This is a genomic window from Hymenobacter aerilatus (genome assembly GCF_022921095.1).
Lineage (GTDB): Bacteria > Bacteroidota > Bacteroidia > Cytophagales > Hymenobacteraceae > Hymenobacter > Hymenobacter aerilatus.
Genome location: NZ_CP095053.1, coordinates 995905 through 1017039 on the forward strand (window position 1 = coordinate 995905; position 21135 = coordinate 1017039).

At 59.6% G+C, this 21135-nt stretch carries 23 protein-coding genes; 13 read left to right on the forward strand and 10 right to left on the reverse strand.

The annotated features are described in order from the left end of the window. Positions 1 to 211: 211 nt before the first annotated feature. From MUN82_RS04260 to MUN82_RS04270, 3 genes are read left to right on the forward strand one after another with little or no spacing between them, the layout of a single operon-like run. Positions 212 to 1012, forward strand: a complete 801-nt coding sequence (locus tag MUN82_RS04260) for a HipA family kinase (protein WP_245095261.1) — start codon at positions 212 to 214, stop codon at positions 1010 to 1012. Beyond that, entirely contained in the window at positions 990 to 1376 is a 387-nt protein-coding gene (locus MUN82_RS04265) for a DUF3037 domain-containing protein (RefSeq protein ID WP_245095262.1), read from the forward strand. The genes MUN82_RS04260 and MUN82_RS04265 overlap by 23 nt, the downstream gene beginning before the upstream one ends. 26 nt (positions 1377 to 1402) lie before the next feature. Beyond that, positions 1403 to 2722 (forward strand): leucine-rich repeat-containing protein kinase family protein, encoded by a 1320-nt coding sequence (locus tag MUN82_RS04270; protein WP_245095263.1) that lies wholly within the window; start codon positions 1403 to 1405, stop codon positions 2720 to 2722. Positions 2723 to 2989: 267 nt separating this feature from the next. Here the strand turns inward: MUN82_RS04270 and MUN82_RS04275 are convergent, their stop codons facing one another. Together MUN82_RS04275 and MUN82_RS04280 are read right to left on the reverse strand one after the other, a co-directional pair. Then, complete coding sequence (locus MUN82_RS04275; RefSeq protein ID WP_245095264.1) at positions 2990 to 3664, reverse strand: outer membrane beta-barrel protein; 675 nt, start codon at positions 3662 to 3664, stop codon at positions 2990 to 2992. Between the two features lie 287 nt (positions 3665 to 3951). Beyond that, positions 3952 to 4656 (reverse strand): SGNH/GDSL hydrolase family protein, encoded by a 705-nt coding sequence (locus MUN82_RS04280; protein ID WP_245095265.1) that lies wholly within the window; start codon positions 4654 to 4656, stop codon positions 3952 to 3954. 238 nt (positions 4657 to 4894) lie between these two features. Here MUN82_RS04280 and MUN82_RS04285 point away from each other — a divergent pair, with 238 nt between their 5' ends. The 3 genes from MUN82_RS04285 (at position 4895) to msrB (ending at position 6596) form a co-directional block, all read left to right on the forward strand. Then, positions 4895 to 5884 carry an ATP-binding cassette domain-containing protein gene (locus tag MUN82_RS04285; protein WP_245095266.1) on the forward strand — a complete coding sequence of 330 codons (990 nt, stop codon included), beginning with the start codon at positions 4895 to 4897 and terminating at the stop codon, positions 5882 to 5884. A 104-nt stretch (positions 5885 to 5988) separates the two neighbouring features. Beyond that, positions 5989 to 6129: a hypothetical protein gene (locus tag MUN82_RS04290; RefSeq protein ID WP_245095267.1), complete on the forward strand. Its 141-nt coding sequence runs from the start codon at positions 5989 to 5991 to the stop codon at positions 6127 to 6129. 14 nt (positions 6130 to 6143) lie between these two features. Continuing rightward, entirely contained in the window at positions 6144 to 6596 is a 453-nt protein-coding gene (gene msrB / locus MUN82_RS04295; protein ID WP_245095268.1) for a peptide-methionine (R)-S-oxide reductase MsrB, read from the forward strand. Between the two features lie 6 nt (positions 6597 to 6602). Here the strand turns inward: msrB and MUN82_RS04300 are convergent, their stop codons facing one another. Both MUN82_RS04300 and MUN82_RS04305 read right to left on the reverse strand, forming a co-directional pair. Beyond that, positions 6603 to 7130, reverse strand: a complete 528-nt coding sequence (locus MUN82_RS04300; protein ID WP_245095269.1) for a DUF421 domain-containing protein — start codon at positions 7128 to 7130, stop codon at positions 6603 to 6605. Between the two features lie 121 nt (positions 7131 to 7251). Continuing rightward, positions 7252 to 7812 (reverse strand): O-acetyl-ADP-ribose deacetylase, encoded by a 561-nt coding sequence (locus MUN82_RS04305; RefSeq protein WP_245095270.1) that lies wholly within the window; start codon positions 7810 to 7812, stop codon positions 7252 to 7254. A gap of 155 nt (positions 7813 to 7967) precedes the next feature. On the opposite strand from MUN82_RS04305, the gene MUN82_RS04310 reads away from it, so the two are divergent. The 6 genes from MUN82_RS04310 (at position 7968) to MUN82_RS04335 (ending at position 13328) form a co-directional block, all read left to right on the forward strand. Then, positions 7968 to 8246, forward strand: coding sequence for a 2TM domain-containing protein (locus tag MUN82_RS04310; protein ID WP_245095271.1), 279 nt, complete (start codon positions 7968 to 7970; stop codon positions 8244 to 8246). Positions 8247 to 8683: 437 nt separating this feature from the next. Beyond that, positions 8684 to 9745, forward strand: coding sequence for an IS110 family RNA-guided transposase (locus MUN82_RS04315; protein ID WP_245095272.1), 1062 nt, complete (start codon positions 8684 to 8686; stop codon positions 9743 to 9745). Between the two features lie 127 nt (positions 9746 to 9872). Further along, on the forward strand, positions 9873 to 10340 hold the full coding sequence (locus MUN82_RS04320) for an ATP-dependent zinc protease family protein (RefSeq protein WP_245095273.1): 468 nt from the start codon (positions 9873 to 9875) through the stop codon (positions 10338 to 10340). 68 nt (positions 10341 to 10408) lie between these two features. Continuing rightward, entirely contained in the window at positions 10409 to 11341 is a 933-nt protein-coding gene (rimK, locus tag MUN82_RS04325; protein WP_245095275.1) for a 30S ribosomal protein S6--L-glutamate ligase, read from the forward strand. Between the two features lie 113 nt (positions 11342 to 11454). Next, positions 11455 to 12438, forward strand: coding sequence for a succinylglutamate desuccinylase/aspartoacylase family protein (locus MUN82_RS04330; protein WP_245095277.1), 984 nt, complete (start codon positions 11455 to 11457; stop codon positions 12436 to 12438). Positions 12439 to 12680: 242 nt separating this feature from the next. After that, positions 12681 to 13328 carry an OmpH/Skp family outer membrane protein gene (locus tag MUN82_RS04335; protein ID WP_245095279.1) on the forward strand — a complete coding sequence of 216 codons (648 nt, stop codon included), beginning with the start codon at positions 12681 to 12683 and terminating at the stop codon, positions 13326 to 13328. Here the strand turns inward: MUN82_RS04335 and MUN82_RS04340 are convergent. Next, entirely contained in the window at positions 13300 to 13548 is a 249-nt protein-coding gene (locus tag MUN82_RS04340) for a hypothetical protein (protein WP_245095280.1), read from the reverse strand. The genes MUN82_RS04335 and MUN82_RS04340 overlap by 29 nt on opposite strands. Positions 13549 to 13704: 156 nt before the next feature. On the opposite strand from MUN82_RS04340, the gene MUN82_RS22345 reads away from it, so the two are divergent. Further along, the gene (locus MUN82_RS22345; RefSeq protein WP_311136421.1) at positions 13705 to 14088 is read left to right on the forward strand and encodes a hypothetical protein; all 384 of its coding nucleotides are present in this window, start codon (positions 13705 to 13707) and stop codon (positions 14086 to 14088) included. A gap of 92 nt (positions 14089 to 14180) precedes the next feature. Here the strand turns inward: MUN82_RS22345 and MUN82_RS04350 are convergent, their stop codons facing one another. From MUN82_RS04350 to MUN82_RS04370, 5 genes are all read right to left on the reverse strand, one after another. Beyond that, entirely contained in the window at positions 14181 to 15197 is a 1017-nt protein-coding gene (locus MUN82_RS04350) for a LacI family DNA-binding transcriptional regulator (protein ID WP_245095282.1), read from the reverse strand. A gap of 177 nt (positions 15198 to 15374) precedes the next feature. Beyond that, the gene (locus MUN82_RS04355; protein WP_245095284.1) at positions 15375 to 16427 is read right to left on the reverse strand and encodes a DUF6807 domain-containing protein; all 1053 of its coding nucleotides are present in this window, start codon (positions 16425 to 16427) and stop codon (positions 15375 to 15377) included. Between the two features lie 92 nt (positions 16428 to 16519). After that, positions 16520 to 17875 (reverse strand): Gfo/Idh/MocA family protein, encoded by a 1356-nt coding sequence (locus MUN82_RS04360; RefSeq protein ID WP_245095286.1) that lies wholly within the window; start codon positions 17873 to 17875, stop codon positions 16520 to 16522. Positions 17876 to 17923: 48 nt separating this feature from the next. After that, the gene (locus tag MUN82_RS04365; protein ID WP_311136422.1) at positions 17924 to 19303 is read right to left on the reverse strand and encodes a 3-keto-disaccharide hydrolase; all 1380 of its coding nucleotides are present in this window, start codon (positions 19301 to 19303) and stop codon (positions 17924 to 17926) included. A gap of 112 nt (positions 19304 to 19415) precedes the next feature. Then, entirely contained in the window at positions 19416 to 20993 is a 1578-nt protein-coding gene (locus tag MUN82_RS04370) for a RagB/SusD family nutrient uptake outer membrane protein (protein ID WP_311136423.1), read from the reverse strand. Positions 20994 to 21135: the final 142 nt, after the last annotated feature.

The following is a 21135-nucleotide window of genomic DNA, read 5'->3' on the forward strand; positions in this document are numbered from 1 at the left end:
AGGCGTAGGGCTCACTCGGCACAGCCGAGCGAATGCGGTAGGAGTAGGAGAAGTTAGCGTCTGGTCAGGAAATATTGTTTTCAGGCGGTTATCTACCCGCTATAAAACGCGAGTTGCCGCTCAATTCTGCTGTTGGTCTGGTAGGGAAGAAACTCAAAACGCACGGGGTTTCACGGTCGTTGCCCGATAAATCCCGAACTATGCACCCACAATGGAAAGTCAACCCGAATTGCGCACCGTGGAGGTGACGCGCTACGTGACACCGCTGCGCGAGGGCGGCTCCCTACCCGCGCTGGTAGAAGCCGACGATGGGTTCCTGTACGTGCTCAAGTTCCGGGGTGCGGGGCAGGGCCTCAAGGCCCTGATTGCTGAGCTGATTGTGGGCGAGCTGGCCCGCACACTGGGCCTGCGTGTGCCGGAGCTGGTATTTTGCCAGCTCGACGAAGCCTTCGGCCGCACCGAGCCCGACGAGGAAATCCAAGACTTGCTGCGCTTCAGCACAGGCCAGAACCTGGGCCTGCACTACCTGTCCGGCGCCGTTACCTTCGACCCTTTGGTAAATCAGGTAGCGCCGCTGCTGGCCTCGCAGATTGTGTGGCTCGATGCCCTCACGCTGAACGTAGACCGCACCGCCCGCAACACCAATATGCTGATGTGGCACCAGGAGCTATGGCTGATAGACCACGGCGCCGCCCTCTACGTACACCACACTGGCCCCGACTGGGCGCAGCCCGACCGCCAGCGCACGTTTGCGCAGGTGAAAGACCACGTGCTCCTACCCCAGGCCAGCGAGCTAACGGCCGTAGATGCCGAGTGCCGCGCCCGCCTCACGCCCGAGCACATCCGCCAGATTGTGGAGCTGGTGCCCGAGGAATGGCTCCTGGCCGATGCCTCTACCACCGCCCCGCCCGCCGAGCAGCGCGAAAACTACGTCCGGTTCTTGACTGCCCGTCTGGCCGCATCCGAAACCTTTGTGCAGGAAGCCAATCATGCCCGACAAGCACTTATTTGAGTACGCCGTGCTGCGCGTGGTGCCCCGCGTGGAGCGCGAAGAGTTTCTGAATGTGGGCGTTATCCTGTACTGCGCGTCGCAGGGGTTCCTGCAAGTGCGCTTCACGGTGCCCGAAGCCCGTCTGCAAGCCTTCGCCGGCCAACCCCTCGACCTGGCCGACTTGCACGCACGGCTGCACGCCTTCGAACGTATTTGCGCGGGTCGCCGCACGGGTGGCCCCATTGGGCAGCTGCCGGTGTCCTCGCGCTTCCGCTGGCTCACGGCCATGCGCAGCACCATCGTGCAGACCTCTGCCGTGCACCCCGGCCTCTGCACCGACCCCAGCGCCGCGCTGGACCGGTTGTTTGAGGAGTTGGTAGCTTGACAGTATCTTCTTTCTAGTCTCTACCCATGCACACTCTCGACCAAATCCGCGCCGGCCAGCTGGCCGGCATTCAGCGCCTTGACCTTTCCTGTGGCCTCTCCGAGTTCCCCCGCGAAATATTCGATCTGGCTGATTCGCTGGAAATCCTGAATCTGTCGGGCAACCGACTCTCCTCCCTACCCGACGACCTGGGGCAGCTGCACAAGCTGCGCGTGCTCTTCTGCTCCGACAACCAGTTTACCGTCGTGCCGGAGGTACTGGGCCAGCTGCCGCACCTGAGCATGGTCGGCTTCAAGGCCAACCAGATCCAAACGCTGCCTGCCGCTGCGCTGCCGCCCCGGCTGCGCTGGCTGATCCTGACCGATAACCAACTGCAAGCGGTGCCGCCGGAATTGGGTAACTGCCGGGAGCTGCAAAAGCTGATGCTGGCCGGCAACCAGCTCACCGAGCTACCCGATACCATGGCCGCCTGCACCAACCTGGAACTGCTGCGCATTGCCGCCAACCGCTTCGCGGCGCTACCTGCGTGGCTGCTGGCGCTGCCGCGGCTGAGCTGGCTGGCTTACGCCGGAAATCCCTTCTTCGATGAGATAGAGGCCCGCGTAGTAGCCCAGCATCCCATCCGCAGCATCGAGTGGTCGGCGCTAACCATCCAGCAGCAGCTGGGCGAGGGCGCGTCGGGCGTGATCTACCGCGGCGAGTGGCAACAAGTGGCAGGCGCTGCGCAGCCAGTGGCCGTGAAGCTCTTTAAAGGAGCCGTGACCAGCGACGGACTGCCGCACAGCGAAATGTCGGCTTGCATCAGCGCCGGCCGGCATCCGAACCTAATAGCTGTGGAAGGCAAGATCAGCCACCATCCTGCCCAGGCCGAGGGGCTGGTGCTAGAGCTAATTGATCCTGCCTTTGGTAATCTGGCTGGCCCGCCCAGTCTGGCCTCCTGCACCCGCGACGTGTATGCACCCGGCACCATGTTCAGCCTACCCGCCGCGCTGCGCCTAGCCCACGGCATCGCCTCGGCCACGGCCCACCTGCACGCCCAGGGTATTTTGCACGGCGACTTGTACGCGCACAACATCTTGAACACCAGCGCCGGCGAGTGTCTACTCGGCGACTTCGGCGCAGCCTGCTTTTTCGATGCGGGCACACCCACGGCGCAGGCATTGCAGCAGTTAGAGGTGCGGGCCTTCGGCTGTCTGCTGGAAGAATTACTGGCCCACACCGAGGCCACAGCCGAAACTACGGCGACGGTGGAAGCCCTCGCAACCTTGCAGCAGCGTTGCGTGCAGCCAGAGGTTGCGGCCCGGCCGTTGTTCGCGGAGATAGAGCAGGTGCTGACGGAGTTGTAGTAGAATACTTGATAGGAATGGCGCGAGGCTGTGCCCCACGCCATTGATAGGTCGTGTGCCGGCGGACGCCGGTACACGACTCGGGCGTAAGACGCTGCTTTACGTTGAGCAGTCTCTCATAAGTAACCGTATGCGCATTAGTCCTGCTGGCTCGACCGCCCTAAGTGGTCGGACCGGTTGAAGCAAAAACAATTTCGTTCTGTCGGCAACCGGTCGGATCGCCTAGGGTGGTCGGACCGGAGCATACGCTTTCTTATGAATGAGTACTTAAAGCCGATAATTCAGCCCCAGTGCGGCACTGACACCGGGCGCAATGGGATAGAGGCTGTTGATAGGGCGCTGCAGATTTGCACTAGTGAGCAGGTCGGTGGCTAGGTGCAGCCGGCTGGTTAGCCGGAAGTTGCTGCCCAGGCCAAAGTTGAGGTAGCCGTTGGTGTCGCGGGCATCTTCGGTTTGCTTCGGGCCGGCCTCGTACCGGAAGGCCGTGTAGCGCTGGGAGAAGAAGCACAGGCTAAAACCCACCAGACCCTGCACTTGGAAGCGGTGAGGGGTTTTGGCAAACGACCACCGCAGCTGCGCGGGCACCGTCCAGGCGCTACGGATGTAGTTGGTTGCGGGATAGTTACTGAACGGGCCGCTGCCCGACAACTGCTCCACCGGCGTAGCTCCGCGCCCGTACGCCAGCCCCACCTGCAACATCAGCCGCGGCTGGAGTTCGTAGCCGCCGTGTACGCCGATGGCGGCGGTAGCCATCCCGGTACCGTTGAATTTATCTGTGTTGTATACCTGAAGGCTTGGCCCGGCCTGCGCTCCCACATACCACGAATGAGCGCTGGCCAGCGTAGGCGCCGCCTGTTGAGCGCTGGCACCAGCACCGCTTAGCAGGAGCGCACTCAGCAAGGCCATGCCGTGACGATGCCTTACAACGAACTGAACTTTCATGGCTTGAAGGAGAGGGGGTTAAACCTGCTTCAATAATAACACATCCCCGGTGGGCTTTCTATCAGCAGCGCCTTGGGCCAGAGCCTGGGCACAGCGTGACTTGCATGTAAGCTGTTAAGTAATTGCGCAAAAGTAAGCGTCTATCTGGCGCATGCTCCGGTCAGGCCGCCCTAGGTGGTCTGACTGGTTGTCGTCAGGGTGTAATTGTTGTTGCTTCAATCGGTCAGACTGCCTAGGGTGGTCAGATCGGGTATACGGTTACTTCTGCAAAACTACTTAAAGAGTTGTTACTTGCTCTTTTGCTTCAAAGCCTTCGCCACCGCCTGGTTCAGCAGGGGCTCCATGATGCGGTAGCCGGCCAGGGTAGGGTGCACGCCGTCGTTGGCGTATTTAGCGGGCAGGCCCTGGCGCTCGTCGGCGAGGGCCTTGTGGTAGTCGAGGTACACGAAGTTGTGCTGCTGGGCGTAGGCTTTGATTTGCTCATTGAGAGCCACAATCTTGGGGCCGGGCGTCAGGCCCTTACGCCACGGAAACTCGGAGGCCGGCAGCACCGAGCACAAAATCACCCGCACGCCGTTGGCCTGCGCCAACTCTGCCATTGACTTGATGTTGTTCATAGTAGCCTGCTGATCGTAAGGACCAGTGTTTTCGGCCACATCATTGGTGCCCGACAGAATGGCCACCACGGCGGGGCGCAGGTTCAGCACGTCTTGCCGAAAGCGCAGCAGCATCTGCGGAGAGGTCTGCCCGCCAATACCGCGGCCAACGTACTCGTAGGGCCGCCCGGCAAAAAAGGCTGAGTCAGCGCGGGGCCAGGCGTCGGTGATGGAGTTGCCCATTAGTACCACGCGAGGCGTGTTCGTGCTGGGAGCTTTCAGCTGCTGATTGGCGGGCGTGTAACGCTTCAGGTTGGCCCAATCAGGGTTTTGCTGCGCGAGCAGGGGAGTGGTGAGCAGGCTAAACGCTAAGGTAAGCAGGGGTAGGGTTTTCATGAGAAAGGAGCAAGGGTAGGATGAGGCCTGAAGGTAGCGAATGTGCCAAGGACGCGCAGCACACTGCGGACGTTGCTAGTGCCTACCTCCAACGGCGCGAATGGAAGCCTGTGGCGCCCAACCCGTGCTGAAGTCCTGTAGAAGTGAGTACTTCGAGCCGAAAACTACCCTACAAGCTGCTGCATATCCCAGCACTTCAGCCCTAAAAGGGTAGGGGAATGCCACAACAATGTCATTTATGAGCTTATTAACTGTATCAGATATCCGGCTGGAAGAAAAAGGTAACCTGGCATTGCAGGACATCAGCTTCTTGCAGCAGCGCTTCCAGAAGCTGGCCGTGGCCGGCGAAACGGGCTCCGGCAAAAGCACACTGCTACAAACTATTGCCGGGCTGGTGCAGCCCAGCGCAGGCACCGTCATGTTTGAAGGAAGCCGGGTGCGCGGCCCGGCCGAAAAGCTGATTCCCGGCCAGGCCGGCATTGCTTACCTCTCGCAGCAGTTTGAGCTGCCGCAGTTTTTGCGGGTAGAACAGGTGCTGCGCTACGCCAACAAGCTCCGGGGCAACGCCGCGGCCGATCTGTACGAGGTGTGCCGCATCAACCACCTCATGCACCGGCGCACCGACCACCTTTCCGGCGGCGAGCGGCAGCGCATTGCCCTGGCCCGCCTGCTGCTGGCCGCTCCGCGCCTGCTACTGCTCGACGAGCCCTACTCCAACCTCGACCGCGTACACAAGCAGATTTTGAAAGACGTGGTACGCGACCTGGGCGAGCAGCTGAGCATCACCTGCACCCTCGTCTCGCACGACCCCCTCGACACGCTCTCCTGGGCCGATGAGCTGCTGGTGCTGCAAGCGGGCCAGCTGGTGCAGCAGGGTACGCCCGTGCAGGTTTATCAACAGCCTACCAACGAGTACACCGCCGCCCTGTTCGGCGACTATCACCTGCTGACCGGCCCGGCGGCCGGCGCCCTCACCAAAGCTGCCGGCCGCCGCCTGCCGAAGGAAAAACGGCTACTGCTGCGCCCCGAGCAGGTGCAGCTAACTACAGCAGCTCCCGAAGGAGCTGTTGTGGCCACCGTGCAGGCCGTGCAGTTTTTTGGGAGCTACTACGAAACGGAAGTGGAGCTGCTGGGTAGTCGTCTCACGGCCAAAACCAGCATGCCCCCCGCCGCGCCGGGCCATGCCGTGGCCGTTTCCTACCCTGGGCCGCAGATGTGGTTTCTGTAGCAGACAACGTTGTGTCGTGCCTACCCTGGCAAATCGAACTATCTGCCGGGGTAGCTACGTATGGAGAATAGCATGCTTCCTCTTCGCCTATTCCCGCACCGCGCATGAACCTTCCCGGCCTAAAGATGCGGCGCCGCACCGGCGGTGCCCCCCAGGAACCCGACAACTACAACAAATGGGGCTGGTACGCCATGGCCGTGCTGGCCGTGGTGTGGATTATCTACAGCCTGTTTTTCGATAAATAGCCGCTGCCGGGCCTATGCTGCGTTGGCTGGATGTGCTCACCTTTGCCCGGTATGGTAACCCCGAGCCGCCCCACCGGGTAGAGAAAACGGCGGCCGTATGGGCGCAAGAGTTGTCGCCCGAGCAGTTTCGGGTGCTGCGCGAGCAGGCCACCGAGCCGCCCTACCGCAATGCCTACTGCCGCCTCTACGAGCCGGGCGAGTACGTATGTGCCGGTTGCGGTAGCCTGCTGTTTAGTGCTGCCACCAAGTACCACGCTATTTCGGGGTGGCCCAGCTTCACGCAGCCGGCCCACAAAAACGCTATCTGCTACCACTTTGACCACAGCCACCACATGCAGCGCGTGGAGGTGCGCTGCAATGTGTGCCAGGGGCACCTGGGCCACGTGTTTCCCGATGGCCCCGCGCCCGGCGGCCTGCGCTACTGCATCAACTCGGCCAGCCTGCAACTGGTAGCACCTACAGGGTAGTCGAAGCTATAATGGCGGCTCTTCCGAGGGTGGATTCTGTTTCTCTTCAAAGCGAATAATGCTGATGCGACCCGTTGGCTCCATATACGCTTCCTTGATGCCCGATATATCCGTCAGGCCGTTGGTGCGCAGCTCGCTCATCAGCTCACTGCGGGTAATCAGCTCCTTGCGCATGTTGTCTTTTTGCAGTTGGCCATTGCGGATCAACAGGAGCTTGGCGGGCTTTATCAGCCGCTGAAACAACGGATAATGAAAGCCCAGCCAGTTCAGAAAATAGCTCCAGCAAATGATAACGCCCACCAGCAGAATGCCTTCCGTAACGGAGCGATACTCACCGGCCATGCCGTTCTGAGCGGCGTCGGCAATCATCACCACAAACAGCATATCGGTGATGCCTAGCGTACCCGACTCGCGCTTCAGCACCACGCGCAGCAGCAAAAACAGCCCCAGGTAGATAAGCGTGCCCCGCACCACAATTTCGAGTAGGGGTGTATTGGGCACAAAGACTGCGTGCCAGTCTACTTGGTCAAACATAATGCGTTGGGTTGAAGTCTACCTACCGCATACGGGCGCTGCCGGCCAGCGGCTATGCTGGCAGGTGGATGTTGTTGGCAGCAGGGTAGGCGGGGCCGCACGGGTAGGGCGCGACCAATGCCTACTTCAGCAACTCTTGCTCGTACACCCAGCGCGCCTCCTCGTTGTAGGCCACAAACACCACGGTGGCGGGCAGCTCGTTTTCCTTTAGAAACGCCTGCACCTCGCGCACTGCAATGCGGGCCGCGTCGGCCTTGGGGTAGCCGTAAATACCGGTGCTGATGCCCGGAAACGCCACGCTGCTGAGCTGCTTCTCTGCCGCCAGGCGCAGGCAGTTGCGGTAGCAGCTGGTCAATAGCTCCGCCTCGCCCTTGATGCCCCCGTTCCACACCGGCCCTACTGTGTGTATCACGTAGCTGGCTGGTAGCTCGCCGGCGGTGGTTATCACGGCCTCGCCGGTAGCGCAGCCACCCTGCCGCGCCCTGATCTGGCGGCACTCCTCCAGAATAGCTGGCCCACCAGCCCGGTGAATGGCCCCATCTACGCCGCCTCCACCCAGCAGCGAGGAGTTGGCGGCATTCACGATGGCGTCGGTATCCACCCGTGTGATATCGCCCTGGTAGAGCAGGATGCGGCCGAAGGTTTGGGCGTCGGGGCGCCAGGTAGCAGCGGTAATAGCCATAGCAAAAGCGTAAGAAGAGCAGAGTGGCAGCGCCATTCATCCCTGTTGTAAGACAGTTCGGCCCGAAATGTTGCTGATTGGGTAGCAAAGAATTGTGTTGAGATAGACCATCGACTACCTTTCCTGCACTGTTTCACCTCGTTATCCTCTCTGCCATGGAGCCCCTCAACCGTGACCCGCAACTCTGGCGCCAGGCGAAAGCCCGTGCCCGCTTCAAAGCCAGTGTACTTACCTATTTGTGGGTGAATGCCCTGCTGTGGACCATCTGGGCTTTCACGGGCCGCGGGTCCTACCCCGTGCCGTGGCCGCTGTGGGCTACCTTCTTCTGGGGCATCGCGCTGCTAGCAAACGGCGCCAGCGTCTACGGGTGGTGGGGCCAAAGCCAGCAAGCCGAGCGTGAGTACGAGCGGCTGCTGCGAAAGCGAGAAGAGTAAAGTGGTGAGTTAACAGAAATACGTGTCATCCTGAGCATTCCGCGCATCAAGCGGCAGCGAAGGACCTTCTCACGCATGAACGGCAGGCGTATCAACGACTCGTTCACGCATGAAAAGGTCCTTCGCTGCCGCTTGATGCGCGGAATGCTCAGGATGACACACGTATTCTTTACTGAACCTCATCACTTGTATGATTGTACTACCCTAACTTAAGGGTAGCTAGAAAAGGAAACGGGGACACCATCCATCCCTAAATGCGGTGCTTTGGCGTCGACGTTGCGTGTGAGAATCTGTGCCCCGTTTCCCGTTTTTGCCTGAAGACTGCACAGTATGGAGGGAGCCCCGCCCTGGCGCGGATGGCATCCCGCATTTGTACAAGGAGAGTTGCGGTGAAAACCTTGCTGGCTGGTTGCTTTCCACCTTTTTACCCCGTGCCGATGCCCCGCGTCCCTTCCCCCACCGCCCCGCTGAAATACGTTGTGGGCATTGACATTGCCAAAGACACCTTCGTGGCCTGCTTCGGCCGCATCGAGGCCAGCCAGCAGCTGCGTTTTGGTAAAGAAACCACGTTTGCCAACACGCTGGCCGGCTTCACGGCCCTGCTGGCCTGGACGGCCAAGCAACAGGCGCCCGCCGCCCCATTGTGGTTCGTGGTCGAAGCCACTGGGGTCTACTACGAAGCCTTAGCCTATTTTCTCTCCGATAACGCACAGGCCCTGAGCGTGCTACTGCCCAACAAAGTCAAGCACTTTGCCCAGAGCACCGAGCTCAAGAGCAAGACCGATCAACTCGATGCCCGCCTGCTTTGCCGCCTGGGCCTGGAGCGGGCCTTGCCCGCCTGGCAACCACCAACGCCCGCTCTGCGCCAGCTGCGGGCCCTGGCCCGCGAGCGTCAGCGCCTAAGCGAGCAGGGCGGACAGCTCAAAACCCGGTGCCACGCCTACCAGCACAGCTACCAGCCCGACGCCCGCACCCTCGAGCGCTTGGCCGCTCAGCAGCAACTCGTTGCCCAACAGCTAAAAGCCGTCGACCAAGACCTCTCGCTGCTGCTCGACGCGGAGCCGGAGTTGGCCCGCAAACTGGCCCACCTGACCAGCATCCCCGGCATCGGTCTGACCACGGCCATCGTGGTGGTGGCCGAAACCAACGGCTTCATCCTGGTGGAAAACGAGCGCCAGCTCGCCTCCTACGCCGGCCTAGACGTGGTGCAGCGCCAAAGCGGCCTCTCTTCCCAAGCCACGCGCATTTCCCGCCGAGGGAACGTGCGCCTGCGTACGGCGCTCTACCTGCCAGCCGTGAGCAGCCTGCGCTATAATCCGCAGCAAAAAGCCTTCTATGCCCGCTTGCGCGCCCGCCAGCCCAGCGGCAAGCCCGGCGTCATTGCCGTCATGCGCAAGCTCTTGCTGCTCTGCTATTCGCTCTGGAAAAACGACCGCCCCTACGACCTGCAGTTCCACCCGGCCCACATGGCCGAAAAAGAAGTAGCCCCGGCCGATTAATGGGCCGAGGCTACACAGGATGAACCCGAAGGCTCTCCTTGAAGGAGCCTAAAGATAAAAAACTTGCCCAAGTTCTTGCTCTTTATCACAGTATCTCACAAGTTCACCTTTTCCTACCTTCGCGGGGATGAAAAAAATGCGAATTCCGAAGCGGGTAGTGGGGCGGCGGGAGCTGGTCGATTTCCCGGCGTTTGGGCTGCAAGGCATAGAGGCCAAGGTAGATACCGGCGCCTACACGGGCGCCATTCACTGCTCCGACATCCACGAGGAGCGCCGCGCCGACGGGCAAATTGTGCTGCGCGTGCTGCTACTTGACCCGTCGCACCTTAACTTTGACGGCCGGCCGCTGGAATTTACCACGTTCTCGCGGCGCGACATCCGCAGCTCGAATGGCGACGTGCAGGAGCGCTACGTGGTAGCCATGGTCATCCGCCTGTTCGGGGAGGATTTTGCCACCGAGTTTTCGCTTTCCGACCGTTCCGACATGAAGTACCCCGTGCTGATTGGCCGCGCTCTGTTGCGGCAGGGGCGCTTTGTGGTGGACGTAGGGCGGCGTAATGTTTCGTATAAGGCAACCCAACACCCCTCTTCGTAGTACCCGGCTAAGCTATAGCACTCGCCTTTTATAACCACCCGTCGACCGCCCCATCCTCTGTGTCACCCATGAAATTAGCGATTCTATCGCGTGAGCCAACACTATACTCTACCCAGCGCCTGGTAGAAGCCGCCCAGCAACGCGGCCACGAGGTGGTGGTGCTAGACCATTTGCAGTGCAACCTAGTGCTGGAAAAAGGTACGCCGGGTATTATTTATAAGGGCGAGCGACTGCACGATATCCAAGCTGTTATTCCGCGCATTGGGGCCTCTGTTACGTTCTACGGCACGGCCGTAGTGCGGCAGTTTGAGATGATGAAGGTGTCGACGGCCGTGAGCAGCCAAGCCATTGTGCGCTCCCGCGACAAGCTGCGCTCGGTGCAGATCCTGAGCCGGGCTGGCATCGGCATGCCCAAAACGGCCTTCACCAACTTCTCTGCCGACGTGCCGACCATGATTGAGCACGTGGGCGGCGCCCCCGTTATCATCAAGCTATTGGAGGGCACGCAGGGTCTGGGCGTGGTGCTGGCCGAGTCGGCCAAGGCTGCACAGTCGGTGATTGAGGCCTTTCACAACCTGAAGGCGCGCATCATCGTGCAGGAGTTTATTGCCGAAAGCAAGGGCGCCGATCTGCGGGCCTTCGTGGTGAACGGCGAGGTAGTGGGCGCCATGAAGCGCCAGGGCAAGGAGGGCGAGTTTCGCTCGAACCTGCACCGCGGCGGCACCGGCAAGCTGGTGAAGCTGAGCCGGGCCGAAAAAGCCGCCGCCCTGGCCGCCGCCAAAGCCCTGGGCCTGGGCATTGCGGGCGTAGACATGCTGCAAAGCAAGCGCGGTCCGCTGGTGCTGGAGGTAAATTCCTCGCCCGGCCTGGAGGGCATCGAGAAAGCCACCGGCCTCGATATAGCCGGCAAAGTCATTACCTATACCGAGGAGCTGGTGAAGAAGCGCAAGAGGGCCGAAGTCGCCAAGAAGCGCAAAGCCACTGAAACCGACGAGGAGTAGGGAAGTAGCGAAAGCTAGAAGCGGTTAGAACGAATTCCCCTCCTTTTTTAAGGGGGGGAATTCGTTCTAACCGCTTCTCAATCTCAACATTCAACACTCAACACTTCCCCTCCTTGCAGCTAAACGGCCTCACTATCCAGCCTGGCGAGCGGGTGATGACCCGCTTGGTTATCTCGCGCCTACCCTCCGGTACTATCATCGACGTGCCGGTGCACGTGTTCCGGTCGAGGGAGCCGGGGCCGACGGTGCTGCTGATGGCCGGCATGCACGGCGACGAGGTGAACGGCGTGGAAACCATCCGCCGCCTGATTCAGCAGGACTTGCTGCGGCCGTTGCGGGGCACCATCATTGCTATTCCGCTGCTCAATATCTATGGCTTCCTGAACTTCTCGCGCGAGGTGCCCGATGGTAAGGACGTCAACCGGTCGTTTCCCGGCAACTCGCGCGGCTCCTTGGCCAGCCGGGTAGCGCACCGCTTCATGCGCGAAATCATGCCGCTGGTCGACTACGGCATTGATTTCCATACGGGCGGCGCCTCGCGCAGCAACCACCCGCAAGTGCGCTGCCTGCTCGACCACGAGCCCAGCGCCACGCTGGCTCGCACGTTTGCGGCCCCCTTCACGCTGCACGCCAAGCTGCGGCGAGGCTCCCTGCGAGAAGCAGCGTTTGGCTTGGGCAAGTCTATTATCGTGTACGAAACCGGCGAGTCGTTGCGCTTCGATGAAACGGGTATTGAGCTAGCTATAGCTGGCACCTACCGCGTGCTGCACCACCTGGGCATGGTAGCCGAGGCCACGCCAGCCACGCAGCCCAGCATTGAGTGCTGGCGCGGGCGCTGGCTGCGGGCGCGCTTCGCGGGGCTGTTTCGCAGCCAGGTGCGCAAGGGCGACTACATCGAGCAGGGCCAGGTCTACGGCATCATCACCGACCCCTACGGCGAAATGGCCGTGCATCTGGAGTCGCCGGTGAGCGGCTACGTGGTGGGACTCAACCACATGCCTGTCGTCAACCAGGGCGACGCGCTCCTGCACATTGGCTTGACAGAACCGGCACCCGTTCCCACAGAAGACACCGACGCCCCTGCTCCGACTCTTTGAGTTGCGAGTTGTCAATCCCTAAAGATTGTCATCCTGAGCAGCGCGAAGGACCTTCTCACGCATGAACAAGTCCTTGGTACGTCTATCGTTCTACCGTGAGAAGGTCCTTCGCGCTGCTCAGGATGACAGATCCCAATAACTACTACCTGACAACTCCTCCTTAACAACTAAATAACCCGAGGTTTTTCTGTTTCTTTGTTCTGCCCGTAACGGGCGTTTCTACCTTTCTCCTTTTTCCTCGAATGAATAAGACTGCTCAACTCATTGTCAACGCCGTTTTGGTTCTGGCCGTTGCCGTGCTGTTTTACCTGCACTTCTCCTCCCGCCCTGCTGCCGCGCCGGTAGCTGCTACCCCTAAGGTGACCATGGCTGCTGATTCTACAGCCGAAGTACCTGTAGATGAGGTAGCCACCGTAGCCAGCGCCGACAGCAACAAAGTAGCCTACGTGGAGTCGAACAAGCTGCTGGAGGGCTATAAAGGAATGCAGGTAGCCCGTAAGAGCTTCGAGGTCAAGGCCAAAGGCTGGCAGGCCCAGAATGATGCTTTGGTGCGCAACTTCCAGGCGGCCGTGCAGAAGTACCAGCAAACGGCCCAGTCGCTGACCAACGAGCAGCGCGCAGCCACCGAGCAGAACCTACAACAGCAGGAAGCCCAGGCTGGCCAGAAACAACAGCAGCTACAGCAGCAAGCAGCGCAGGAAGAAGCCAAAATGACCAAAACCGTCCTCGACCGCGTGGAAAAGCAGATCGAAAAATACGGCAAGGAGAACGGCTACCGCATGATTTTGATTTCGTCGCCCGGCGGTGCCATTGCCTACGCCCGCAAAGAGCTGGACATCACTGCCCCCGTACTGAAATACCTCAACGACGAGTATAGCGCCAAGAAATAACACTTACTCTTCGTTCCTGACTTAAAAGCCCGGCCGTGTGCCGGGCTTTTTTTGTGGTTGTCGCGCAATGTCGGTTGGGCTGGCAACGGGTAGGGTAGGGTAGGGTAGGGTAGGGTAGGGTAGGGTAGGGTAGGGTAGGGTAGGGTAGGGTAGGGTAGGGTAGGGTAGGGTAGGGTAGAGTGACGCGCCATGTTATGTTTCGTAGTTGCCGAAGCGGCACGGGAAACGTGCGCTATACGGTGCTGCTTTTCTTATCCATACTATGAAATTACTTTACTCCTTATACCCAATTAAACCTTTGGGGGGTGGCAGGCGTCTAATAGGTATACCATCAACTAACACGCGGTAAGTGCTTGACAAGCTGCGCTTTTATACTATGAAAAAGTTTCTGAAAATACCCGTTTTACTTCTTGTCTTGGCCGCTGGCAGTCTGCTTAGCGGCTGCGTGGCCTCGGGTGGCGTGGGCTACGGCGACGTAGGTCCTTATTACGGTGCCGGGCCGTACTACGGTGGGGCGTATCCCCACTACGGGCGCTATTATGGGGGCTACCATCCGTATGCCCGGCCATACTACCGCAACCATACCACCGTGATAGTGCAGCCTACCCCGCGCCGTGCGCCGCGTGGAGTGGTACGACAAAACTATGTGCGCCCCAACACCACGTACCGCAACAATCCCCGGCCCGCGTACCGCGGCAACAATATGCAGGGTCAGAACCACGGGCCAGTGCAGGGCGGAAGCCGTGGCCGGGTGCGTTAGAGCGCTGTAGATGAAGTGATTATTAAAAAAAAGCCCCAGGCAACGAAGTATTGCCTGGGGCTTTTTTTTATGTGGTTTGCGTAGCTGTTTGCTCACAAAGTTGCTGTTGAGCGGCGCTTGATGAGTTTCGATTTCAGCTCTTGACTCTGAGTGGGTAGGGTAGGGCGGTTCTTGAGAATTGCTTTGAACAGGATGCGTGCCGCCTCCCTACCTATTTCGTAGGCCGGCTGGGTGATGGTGGTGAGAGGCGGATCGAGCAGATCGGCAATTTCCAGGTTGGAAAAGCTGATGATTTTCACGTCTTCCGGAATGCGGCGGCCCAGGTGGCGACACGCCAGGTAGCTACTCATGGCCAGCGTTTCCACGGATGCAAAGATGCCATCGACGGCCGGGTTTTGCTGCAGTAGCTCCTGAATAAGGGCTTGGTTGTGGGCCTTGTTGGGGGTGCCGTGCAGCAGCAGGGTAGGGTCGGGCGTGAGGCCGTGGTCCCGCAGCGCGTCGTGGTAGCCTTGCAGTCGCTTCTGCCCAATGGATAGGCGGTCGGAGATGAGCAGGTGGGCAATGTGGAGGCAGCCGGCATCCAGCAAATGCTGGGTGGCCTGGTAGCCACTCTGGTAGTCGTCGGTGGTAATTTTGGCCGTGGCAAACTCCTCGCACACCCGGTCGAAAAACACCATGGGCGTGCGGCGGGCCTGTAACTTACCGAAGTGAGTGAAATCCTGCGTGGCACCCGCCACCGATGCTAGCAGCCCATCTACCCGGCCGCTGGCAAGGTGCTGCACAATGGTGGCCTCCTGCGCGGCGTCATCGTGGGTGAGGTAGATGAGCACGTGGTAGTTGTTTTCGCGGGCCACCTCCTCAATGCCATTGATAGCCAGCGAGAAAAAGTTGTTGGCTACTTCCGGAATCACCACGCCGATGGTTTTGCTTTTCTGCCGGCGCAGGCTGCTAGCGTAGGGGTTGGGCTCATAGCCCAGCTGCCGGGCCAGCTCCTGCACCTTGGCCTTGGTCGTCGCGCTTATCTCGTAGCTGTCGCTCAATGCCCTGGAAACGGTGGATACCGATAGGTTCAGCTCCTGGGCAAGCTGTTTGAGATTGACGGGATTCATCCCGAAAAATAGCCATTATTTGCGTTTCTGCCCTGTATGTTTGTGCTGCGCAGGGGTATGCACGGGTAATTGTTCGCCTGTCCCCGGGTAGCACCAAGCAAAAAGCCCGACCAGTTGGCCGGGCTTTACAGTGGGTAGGGCGTGGCCAGGGTAGGAGCCAGCAACTTGCCGCCGCGCTTACTTGGTTACGGCCACACGCTTCTTGGCAAAGTTGGCAGCTGATTCCTCTACTTGTGCAGGTGCCAGCACCTTCACACCATTGCTGATAACAACGCGGTAGCGAAAGCTCACCGACTCGCCTTTTTTGAGCTGTAGGTTTTTCGCCGATTTGCCTTCCGTAAATATTTTCTCGCCCAAGGGGTTGGCCGCAAACAACCCGTAGCCGCGAGCGTGCCAGAAGGTAGGGTAGTTGGGGTTGGTCGGGTGGTCGATAATGGCAACGCTCACAGAGTCGTTGCCCATTTTGCCGTAGGCCATGCACCAGGCGGCGCGGGTGCTCCAGGCGTCGTTGCCGCGCTTGCCGGCGCTGGTGAGGTAGTTGCCGTTGGCTACCTTGTCGGTGCCGCCCTTCACTACGGTCACGTTGCCTTTATCGTCGGTGAACTTTTGGTCTTTCGTCTCCGGGATTTGCAGGGCGTGGGCCAGCCGCAGCCCCAGCATGCCGTCTTTGGCATCGGTGAAGGTGACGGTGGTGTTTGCTTTCAGGGTAGTATAGCGGTCGATGATGCGCTGCTGGGCCGTGCCGCTGAACTCCAGGCGGGTGGTTTCTTCCAGCAGCACGTCGCGTTGCTGGTTGGTCCAGTTGGCGTGGTAGGCGAGGGTGCCGGTAGAGCCGTTGGTGGTTTCCAGAATTTTATCCGTCCGGATCCAGCCATAGTTGGCCTTTTTCTCGGCCGGAATAGCGTAGGAGTTGTTCCAGAAATCCAGACCGTTCACATTCTCGAAGTTGAACCACAGGCCCAGGTGGTGCGGGTGGTCGGTGGGGTCGCCGGGCTGGGGCGCCACCGGAAAGCCGCGGGTGACGACGGCACCGCTGGCTGCGTGCAGCGGGTATAGCACAGGCTTTTCCAGCGTATCGGGGTAGAGGAAGCTGGTGAAGAGTTGCTTGCCTACAAACACGTCTATTTTGCGGGCCTTCGGGTCTTTTGCCAGTCGTACAGGTTGCGCCTGCTGCGCGTATGCGGCAGAACAATAGAGCAGGGGCAGAAGTAGATAGAGTGCTTTTCTCATTGCAATACAGTAAGCAGACAAGTACAAGATGAAACCCGTGTCCCTACCCCCTTCTGCAGTAGAGGGGTAGGGACACGGGCTCTGGCAGCAACTTACATCGTAAACACCTTGCCGCCTACCATCACCTCCTGCGTTTTCTCATCGAAGGTGGCTTTCAGGCCGGTGTGGCTGGCCGCGGTGGTCATGATATTAGCAATGGAGTGGCTGTAGCCGGCCTCTACGGGCGCGTTGGTTTCCTTGCGGCTGCGGATGCACTCCATCCAGTTGCGCACGTGGTTGGAGGTGAGCACGTCGCCGCCGGTGTTGGCCGAAGCCACCGCCGCTTCGGTGTTCGACAGGCTAAACTCTTGCAACAGGTTGGGCTGCATGTGCATGGCCTCGGCGTGGCGCTTGGTGAGGCCGCCGTTGGGCGACACCTTGTTGGTAATCAGGTTCAGCTCGCCGCCGTTGGAGTAGTAGATTTCAGCCGGGCGCTCGTCTCCGTTGTGCATGCGTGAGGCAAACATCACCTGGAAGCCCTGCGATGGGTCGTTTTCGGGACCATAGTCGAACACCGATGTGATGGTGTCCCAGTTGCGACGGCCGTCTTTCCACATATAAATGCCACCGTTGGCCACTACGCTGCGCGGGTGCTTCAGGCCCGTAAACCAGTGCACGGTATCAATCTGGTGCGACATCCACTGGCCGGGTAGGCCCGAAGAGTAGGGCCAGAACAAACGGTACTCCAAGTACTTACGTGGGTCGTAGGCTTCGTTGGGTCGGTTCATCAGGTAGCGCTTCCAGTCGATATCTTCCTGCCGGAGCTGGCTTACTAGCTCCGGCCGACGCCACCGGCCCGGCTGGTTCACGTTCCAACTCAACTCTACCATCGTAATCGGTCCAAACTTGCCCGACTTGATGTACTGCTCGGCGGCCTTATAGTTGGAGCCGCTGCGGCGCTGCGAGCCAATCTGGATAATCTGCTTCGAGGCCTTCACGGCTTTCAGGGCAGCGCGGTTGTCGGCCATGGTTTCGGCGAAGGGCTTCTCCACGTAGGCGTCGCAGCCGGCCTGCACGGCTTCAATGGCGTGCAGCGCGTGCTGAAAGTCGGCCGTACCGATGAACACCGCATCCACGCTCTTGCTACCATACAGCTCGTCGTTGTTGCGGTAGGCCTTCACGCTGTGGCCCAGCTTTTCTTTCCAGACGGCGGCACCTTCCTCGCGGCGCTGTTTCCAGATGTCGGATACCCCTACTATATCGAAGTTTAGCTCCTTGTAATGGTTCAAGAAGCAGGGCATGTGCGAGTTGCGGTGGCGGTCAGAAAAGCCGACCACGCCTACCCGTACCCGGTCGTTGGCGCCAATGATGCGCTTGTAGCTGCTGGCCGACCACGTAACCTGCGGTAGAAGCGTACCCGCCCCGGCCAGGGCCATTTGTTGTAGAAAAACACGACGTGATGTAGACATATAGAAAGGCTGTTTGCTAGGTGGGGAATAGGGTAGGGAACCGTGTGCTTACTTCAACTCCTTCATCTTGATGCTGCGGAAGGAAACTAGGTTGCCGTGGTCTTGTAGCAGCAAATGGCCTTTTGGCGCTTCCCCGAAGTTGGGCCACACCTTGTATTTGCTGATGGCTACCAGGTCGCGGAAATCTTTGGAGCCGCGTTCGTACTCCAGCACCTTCGAGCCGTTGAGGTAGTGCTCCACGTGGTTGTTGGGGTAGACCACCACGCGGCCCGTGTTCCACTCGCCAATGGGGTGGATAAAGCGCGGCGACTTGTCGGCCTTTTTCAGGTCGTAGAGCGAGGCTAGGGTGCGGTTGCCGTCGCGCCCGAGTTTGGCGTCGGGGTGCCGTTCGTCGTCCAGCACCTGGTACTCCAGACCGATGGCCGAGCCCTGGGTTTTCTCGTCTAAGGTCACAAAGTATTTCACGCCGCTGTTGGCGCCGGGCGTCAGCTTAAACTCAAACGACAGGTCGAAGGCGCTGTACTGGTCGTCGCTCACAATGTCGCCGCCGTTGGCCGCCTCCTTGCCCTCCGACGATAGCACCGTCATCGTGCCGTCCGTTACCTGCCAGCCCTGGGCCGGGAAAGCACCGCCTTTGGCACTGTGCCAGCCTTTGTTGGTTTTGCCGTCGAAGAGCAGCTTCCAGCCGCCTTTCTTTTCGCTGGCTGTGAGCGTATTCGGTACAAAGTTTACCACATACACATCACTTGGGAAAGCCGTGGGCTGCAAGTTGGTGGTCTTGATTTTGATGTTCTTGAAGTAAATTTTCTTCCCCTCCTGCGCCTTGTCGGAGATGCCGTGCACTTGCAGGCCAATGAAGCCCTTGGGATCCAGCGGGTCTACCACGTAGGCCACGGGCACGTTGTTGAGCCAGGTTTTCGTCTCGTTGCCGATGCACTCAATCTTGAGGTGGTTGTACTGCCCGGCTTTGTAGGCCGTTTTGGCCTCGGGGTGCAGATCCAGGGGGTAGAGCCACTGCCGGCGCGCCTCATCGTAGATGCCGCCCGACCAGCTCCGCGCCGAGGGGTCTATTTCTACTTGCCGGCCGTATACCTTGCCCTTCTGCTCCGGCGAGTCGAAGTGGCTGCGGGTTTGCACGCCGGAGTTGCCCTCGTTGCTTTCCAACTTGATGTCCAGCTCCAGCACAAAGTCGCCATATTCTTTCTCCGTCACCAGAAAAGTGTTGCCAGAGTTCATCACGGTAGTGCCCACAATAGCGCCGTTTTCCACCTTATAGTCAGCGGTGCCGGCCAGCTTTTTCCAGCCTTTCAGCGTTTTGCCGTCAAACAGGTTTTGCCAAGTATCGGCCGGTTTGGGTGCCGGCGGGTTGTGGAAAGCAGTTAGCAGAAAGGTAGCGGCGCAGGTGGTCAGAAAGGTTGTTGGTTTCAAGGAGTGGGGAGTAAGGTGGATGAGTGTGTTGTTGGAGTAAGCTACTCTTTTTTACCAGAATAGGCAGGCCGTTGGCACTTCCATATAGAAGTGCCAACGGCTGGAGGGTTGCTTAATAGCCAGGATTTTGCGGGAAGGCAGCGGCCCCGCCCGCCGTGCGGTCAATTTGGTTTTGCGGAATGGGGCGCAACACGTGATAGTCTTTGATGTTGGGGGCACCATCAGGATTGTAGAGCTTCACGCGCTCTATCAGCTTGCCCCAGCGCTTCAAATCAAACCACCGAAACATCTCGCCCAGCAGCTCCCGCTCGCGCTCTTCCATAATAAACTCCATCGTCAGCTGGTCAGCGGTGATTTGCATGGCGGCCTCCTTGCCCGCAAACGCCGCCCGCCGCCGCACCGCGTTGATATGGGGTAGTGCCTCGTTTGCTTTGCCCTGCTTCAGCAGCGCTTCGGCCGCAATCAGGTGCGTTTCGGCCAGCCTAAACATCAGGAAGTCGCGGCTGCCGTTCAGGTAGGATAAATCGGGCCGCAGAGCATCAAGAAACTTGGTGAGGGTAGGAAAAAGGCGTGCACTATACAGGCTGGGCACCAGCACCTGGTAGGGCTTGCTGGCGCGCTTGGCCCGTGACCATTCCTCGCCGGGCAGGTAAATGGCCGTATCGCCCAGCTGGTAGGTAACGCGCGTTTTGGTGTTGTCGAAGACGTTGGTATACGTGCCGGGCTTGTTGCTGAGGTACGTGGTGCGGAAGCTTTTCTGGTAGCGCGAGTCGTTGGTGCGGTCCTTGAAAATGGTGTTCAGCGTGTAGTTGGTCGGCCGGAAACGCTTGTAAGGACGGCCGTAAAAAACGTCGCGTTGCATGCCGGCCACCACGTCGTACTCCATCAGAAAGTGAATGTGCGTTTCGTTGCCGGAGCCGTTGGTGGTGGGGTCGGAGGTGTACTGGGTAGCAAAAATCACCTCGTCGTTCACCTCGCCCGCGCCCTGCGCAAACACGTTGGCAAAGTCGGGGAGCAGGCGGTAGGAGTAGTTCTTGATGACATTTTGGGCGTAGGTAGCGGCCTGGGCGTAGTCATCGGCGGCAGCGGCTTCGGAGGTGGCTTTGGTGAGGTACACCCGCGCCAGCAGGTGCTCACAGGCGCCTTTGGTCACGCGGCCGTAGTCGGTAGTGGAGTTTAGGTCGGGTAGGGCTTCCTGCAAGTCCTTCACAATGGCGGCGTATACCTGGGGCACCGGCGTGCGCGAAGCCTCCTTGGTGGCCGTAGCGTTTTGCTCTAGTACCAGCGGCACCGCTCCAAACATCTGCACAAGAATAAAATAGTGGTGCGCCCGCAGAAACTTCACCTCCGCCACGCGGCGCTTTTTCACGGCCTCTTCCAGGCCCGTCACGTTCGGGGCCTGGGCCACCACCGCGTTGGCCGTGTTGATACCCAGGTAGAAGGCGTTCCAAATATCGTTGAGGTAGCCTGTGCGAGCGTCGAGCTGGGTGGTGTACTGATTCACAAACTTATACACCCCATCCGACCCCATCGTGTAGGTGTCAGTGCCGAACACGGTCATGGTCATGCCACTTTCGCGGCCGTAGTAGTCGCGCAGAGAGGCGTACACGGCTTGAGTAGCCGCGTTGAAGCCAGCCGGGCTGGTAATGTATTGGGAGCCCACCTGCGAAATCACTTCCTCTTCCAGCAAATCATTGCACGAGGAACTAGCCGCTAAAACGAAAGCTGCTGCAAGCAACCTGCTGTATGTCAAGAATTTCATAAGAATACATCGGAGTAGTTGAACAACGGACTACCGCGCGGCACCGCAGCCGGCAGGGTAGGGGTAGAAA

Excerpts from the sequence above, each read along its gene's own strand:
- MUN82_RS04285 (WP_245095266.1), top strand. The coding sequence starts at position 4,895 with ATGAGCTTATTAACTGTATCAGATATCCGGCTGGAAGAAAAAGGTAAC.
- MUN82_RS04350 (WP_245095282.1), bottom strand. The coding sequence starts at position 15,197 with ATGAATCCCGTCAATCTCAAACAGCTTGCCCAGGAGCTGAACCTATCG.
- MUN82_RS04270 (WP_245095263.1), top strand. The coding sequence starts at position 1,403 with ATGCACACTCTCGACCAAATCCGCGCCGGCCAGCTGGCCGGCATTCAG.
- MUN82_RS04275 (WP_245095264.1), bottom strand. The coding sequence starts at position 3,664 with ATGAAAGTTCAGTTCGTTGTAAGGCATCGTCACGGCATGGCCTTGCTG.
- MUN82_RS04305 (WP_245095270.1), bottom strand. The coding sequence starts at position 7,812 with ATGGCTATTACCGCTGCTACCTGGCGCCCCGACGCCCAAACCTTCGGC.
- MUN82_RS22345 (WP_311136421.1), top strand. The coding sequence starts at position 13,705 with ATGAAAAAGTTTCTGAAAATACCCGTTTTACTTCTTGTCTTGGCCGCT.
- MUN82_RS04260 (WP_245095261.1), top strand. The coding sequence starts at position 212 with ATGGAAAGTCAACCCGAATTGCGCACCGTGGAGGTGACGCGCTACGTG.
- MUN82_RS04355 (WP_245095284.1), bottom strand. The coding sequence starts at position 16,427 with ATGAGAAAAGCACTCTATCTACTTCTGCCCCTGCTCTATTGTTCTGCC.
- MUN82_RS04310 (WP_245095271.1), top strand. The coding sequence starts at position 7,968 with ATGGAGCCCCTCAACCGTGACCCGCAACTCTGGCGCCAGGCGAAAGCC.
- MUN82_RS04265 (WP_245095262.1), top strand. The coding sequence starts at position 990 with ATGCCCGACAAGCACTTATTTGAGTACGCCGTGCTGCGCGTGGTGCCC.
- msrB (WP_245095268.1), top strand. The coding sequence starts at position 6,144 with ATGCTGCGTTGGCTGGATGTGCTCACCTTTGCCCGGTATGGTAACCCC.
- MUN82_RS04300 (WP_245095269.1), bottom strand. The coding sequence starts at position 7,130 with ATGTTTGACCAAGTAGACTGGCACGCAGTCTTTGTGCCCAATACACCC.
- MUN82_RS04280 (WP_245095265.1), bottom strand. The coding sequence starts at position 4,656 with ATGAAAACCCTACCCCTGCTTACCTTAGCGTTTAGCCTGCTCACCACT.
- MUN82_RS04335 (WP_245095279.1), top strand. The coding sequence starts at position 12,681 with ATGAATAAGACTGCTCAACTCATTGTCAACGCCGTTTTGGTTCTGGCC.
- rimK (WP_245095275.1), top strand. The coding sequence starts at position 10,409 with ATGAAATTAGCGATTCTATCGCGTGAGCCAACACTATACTCTACCCAG.
- MUN82_RS04290 (WP_245095267.1), top strand. The coding sequence starts at position 5,989 with ATGAACCTTCCCGGCCTAAAGATGCGGCGCCGCACCGGCGGTGCCCCC.
- MUN82_RS04360 (WP_245095286.1), bottom strand. The coding sequence starts at position 17,875 with ATGTCTACATCACGTCGTGTTTTTCTACAACAAATGGCCCTGGCCGGG.
- MUN82_RS04315 (WP_245095272.1), top strand. The coding sequence starts at position 8,684 with ATGCCCCGCGTCCCTTCCCCCACCGCCCCGCTGAAATACGTTGTGGGC.
- MUN82_RS04320 (WP_245095273.1), top strand. The coding sequence starts at position 9,873 with ATGAAAAAAATGCGAATTCCGAAGCGGGTAGTGGGGCGGCGGGAGCTG.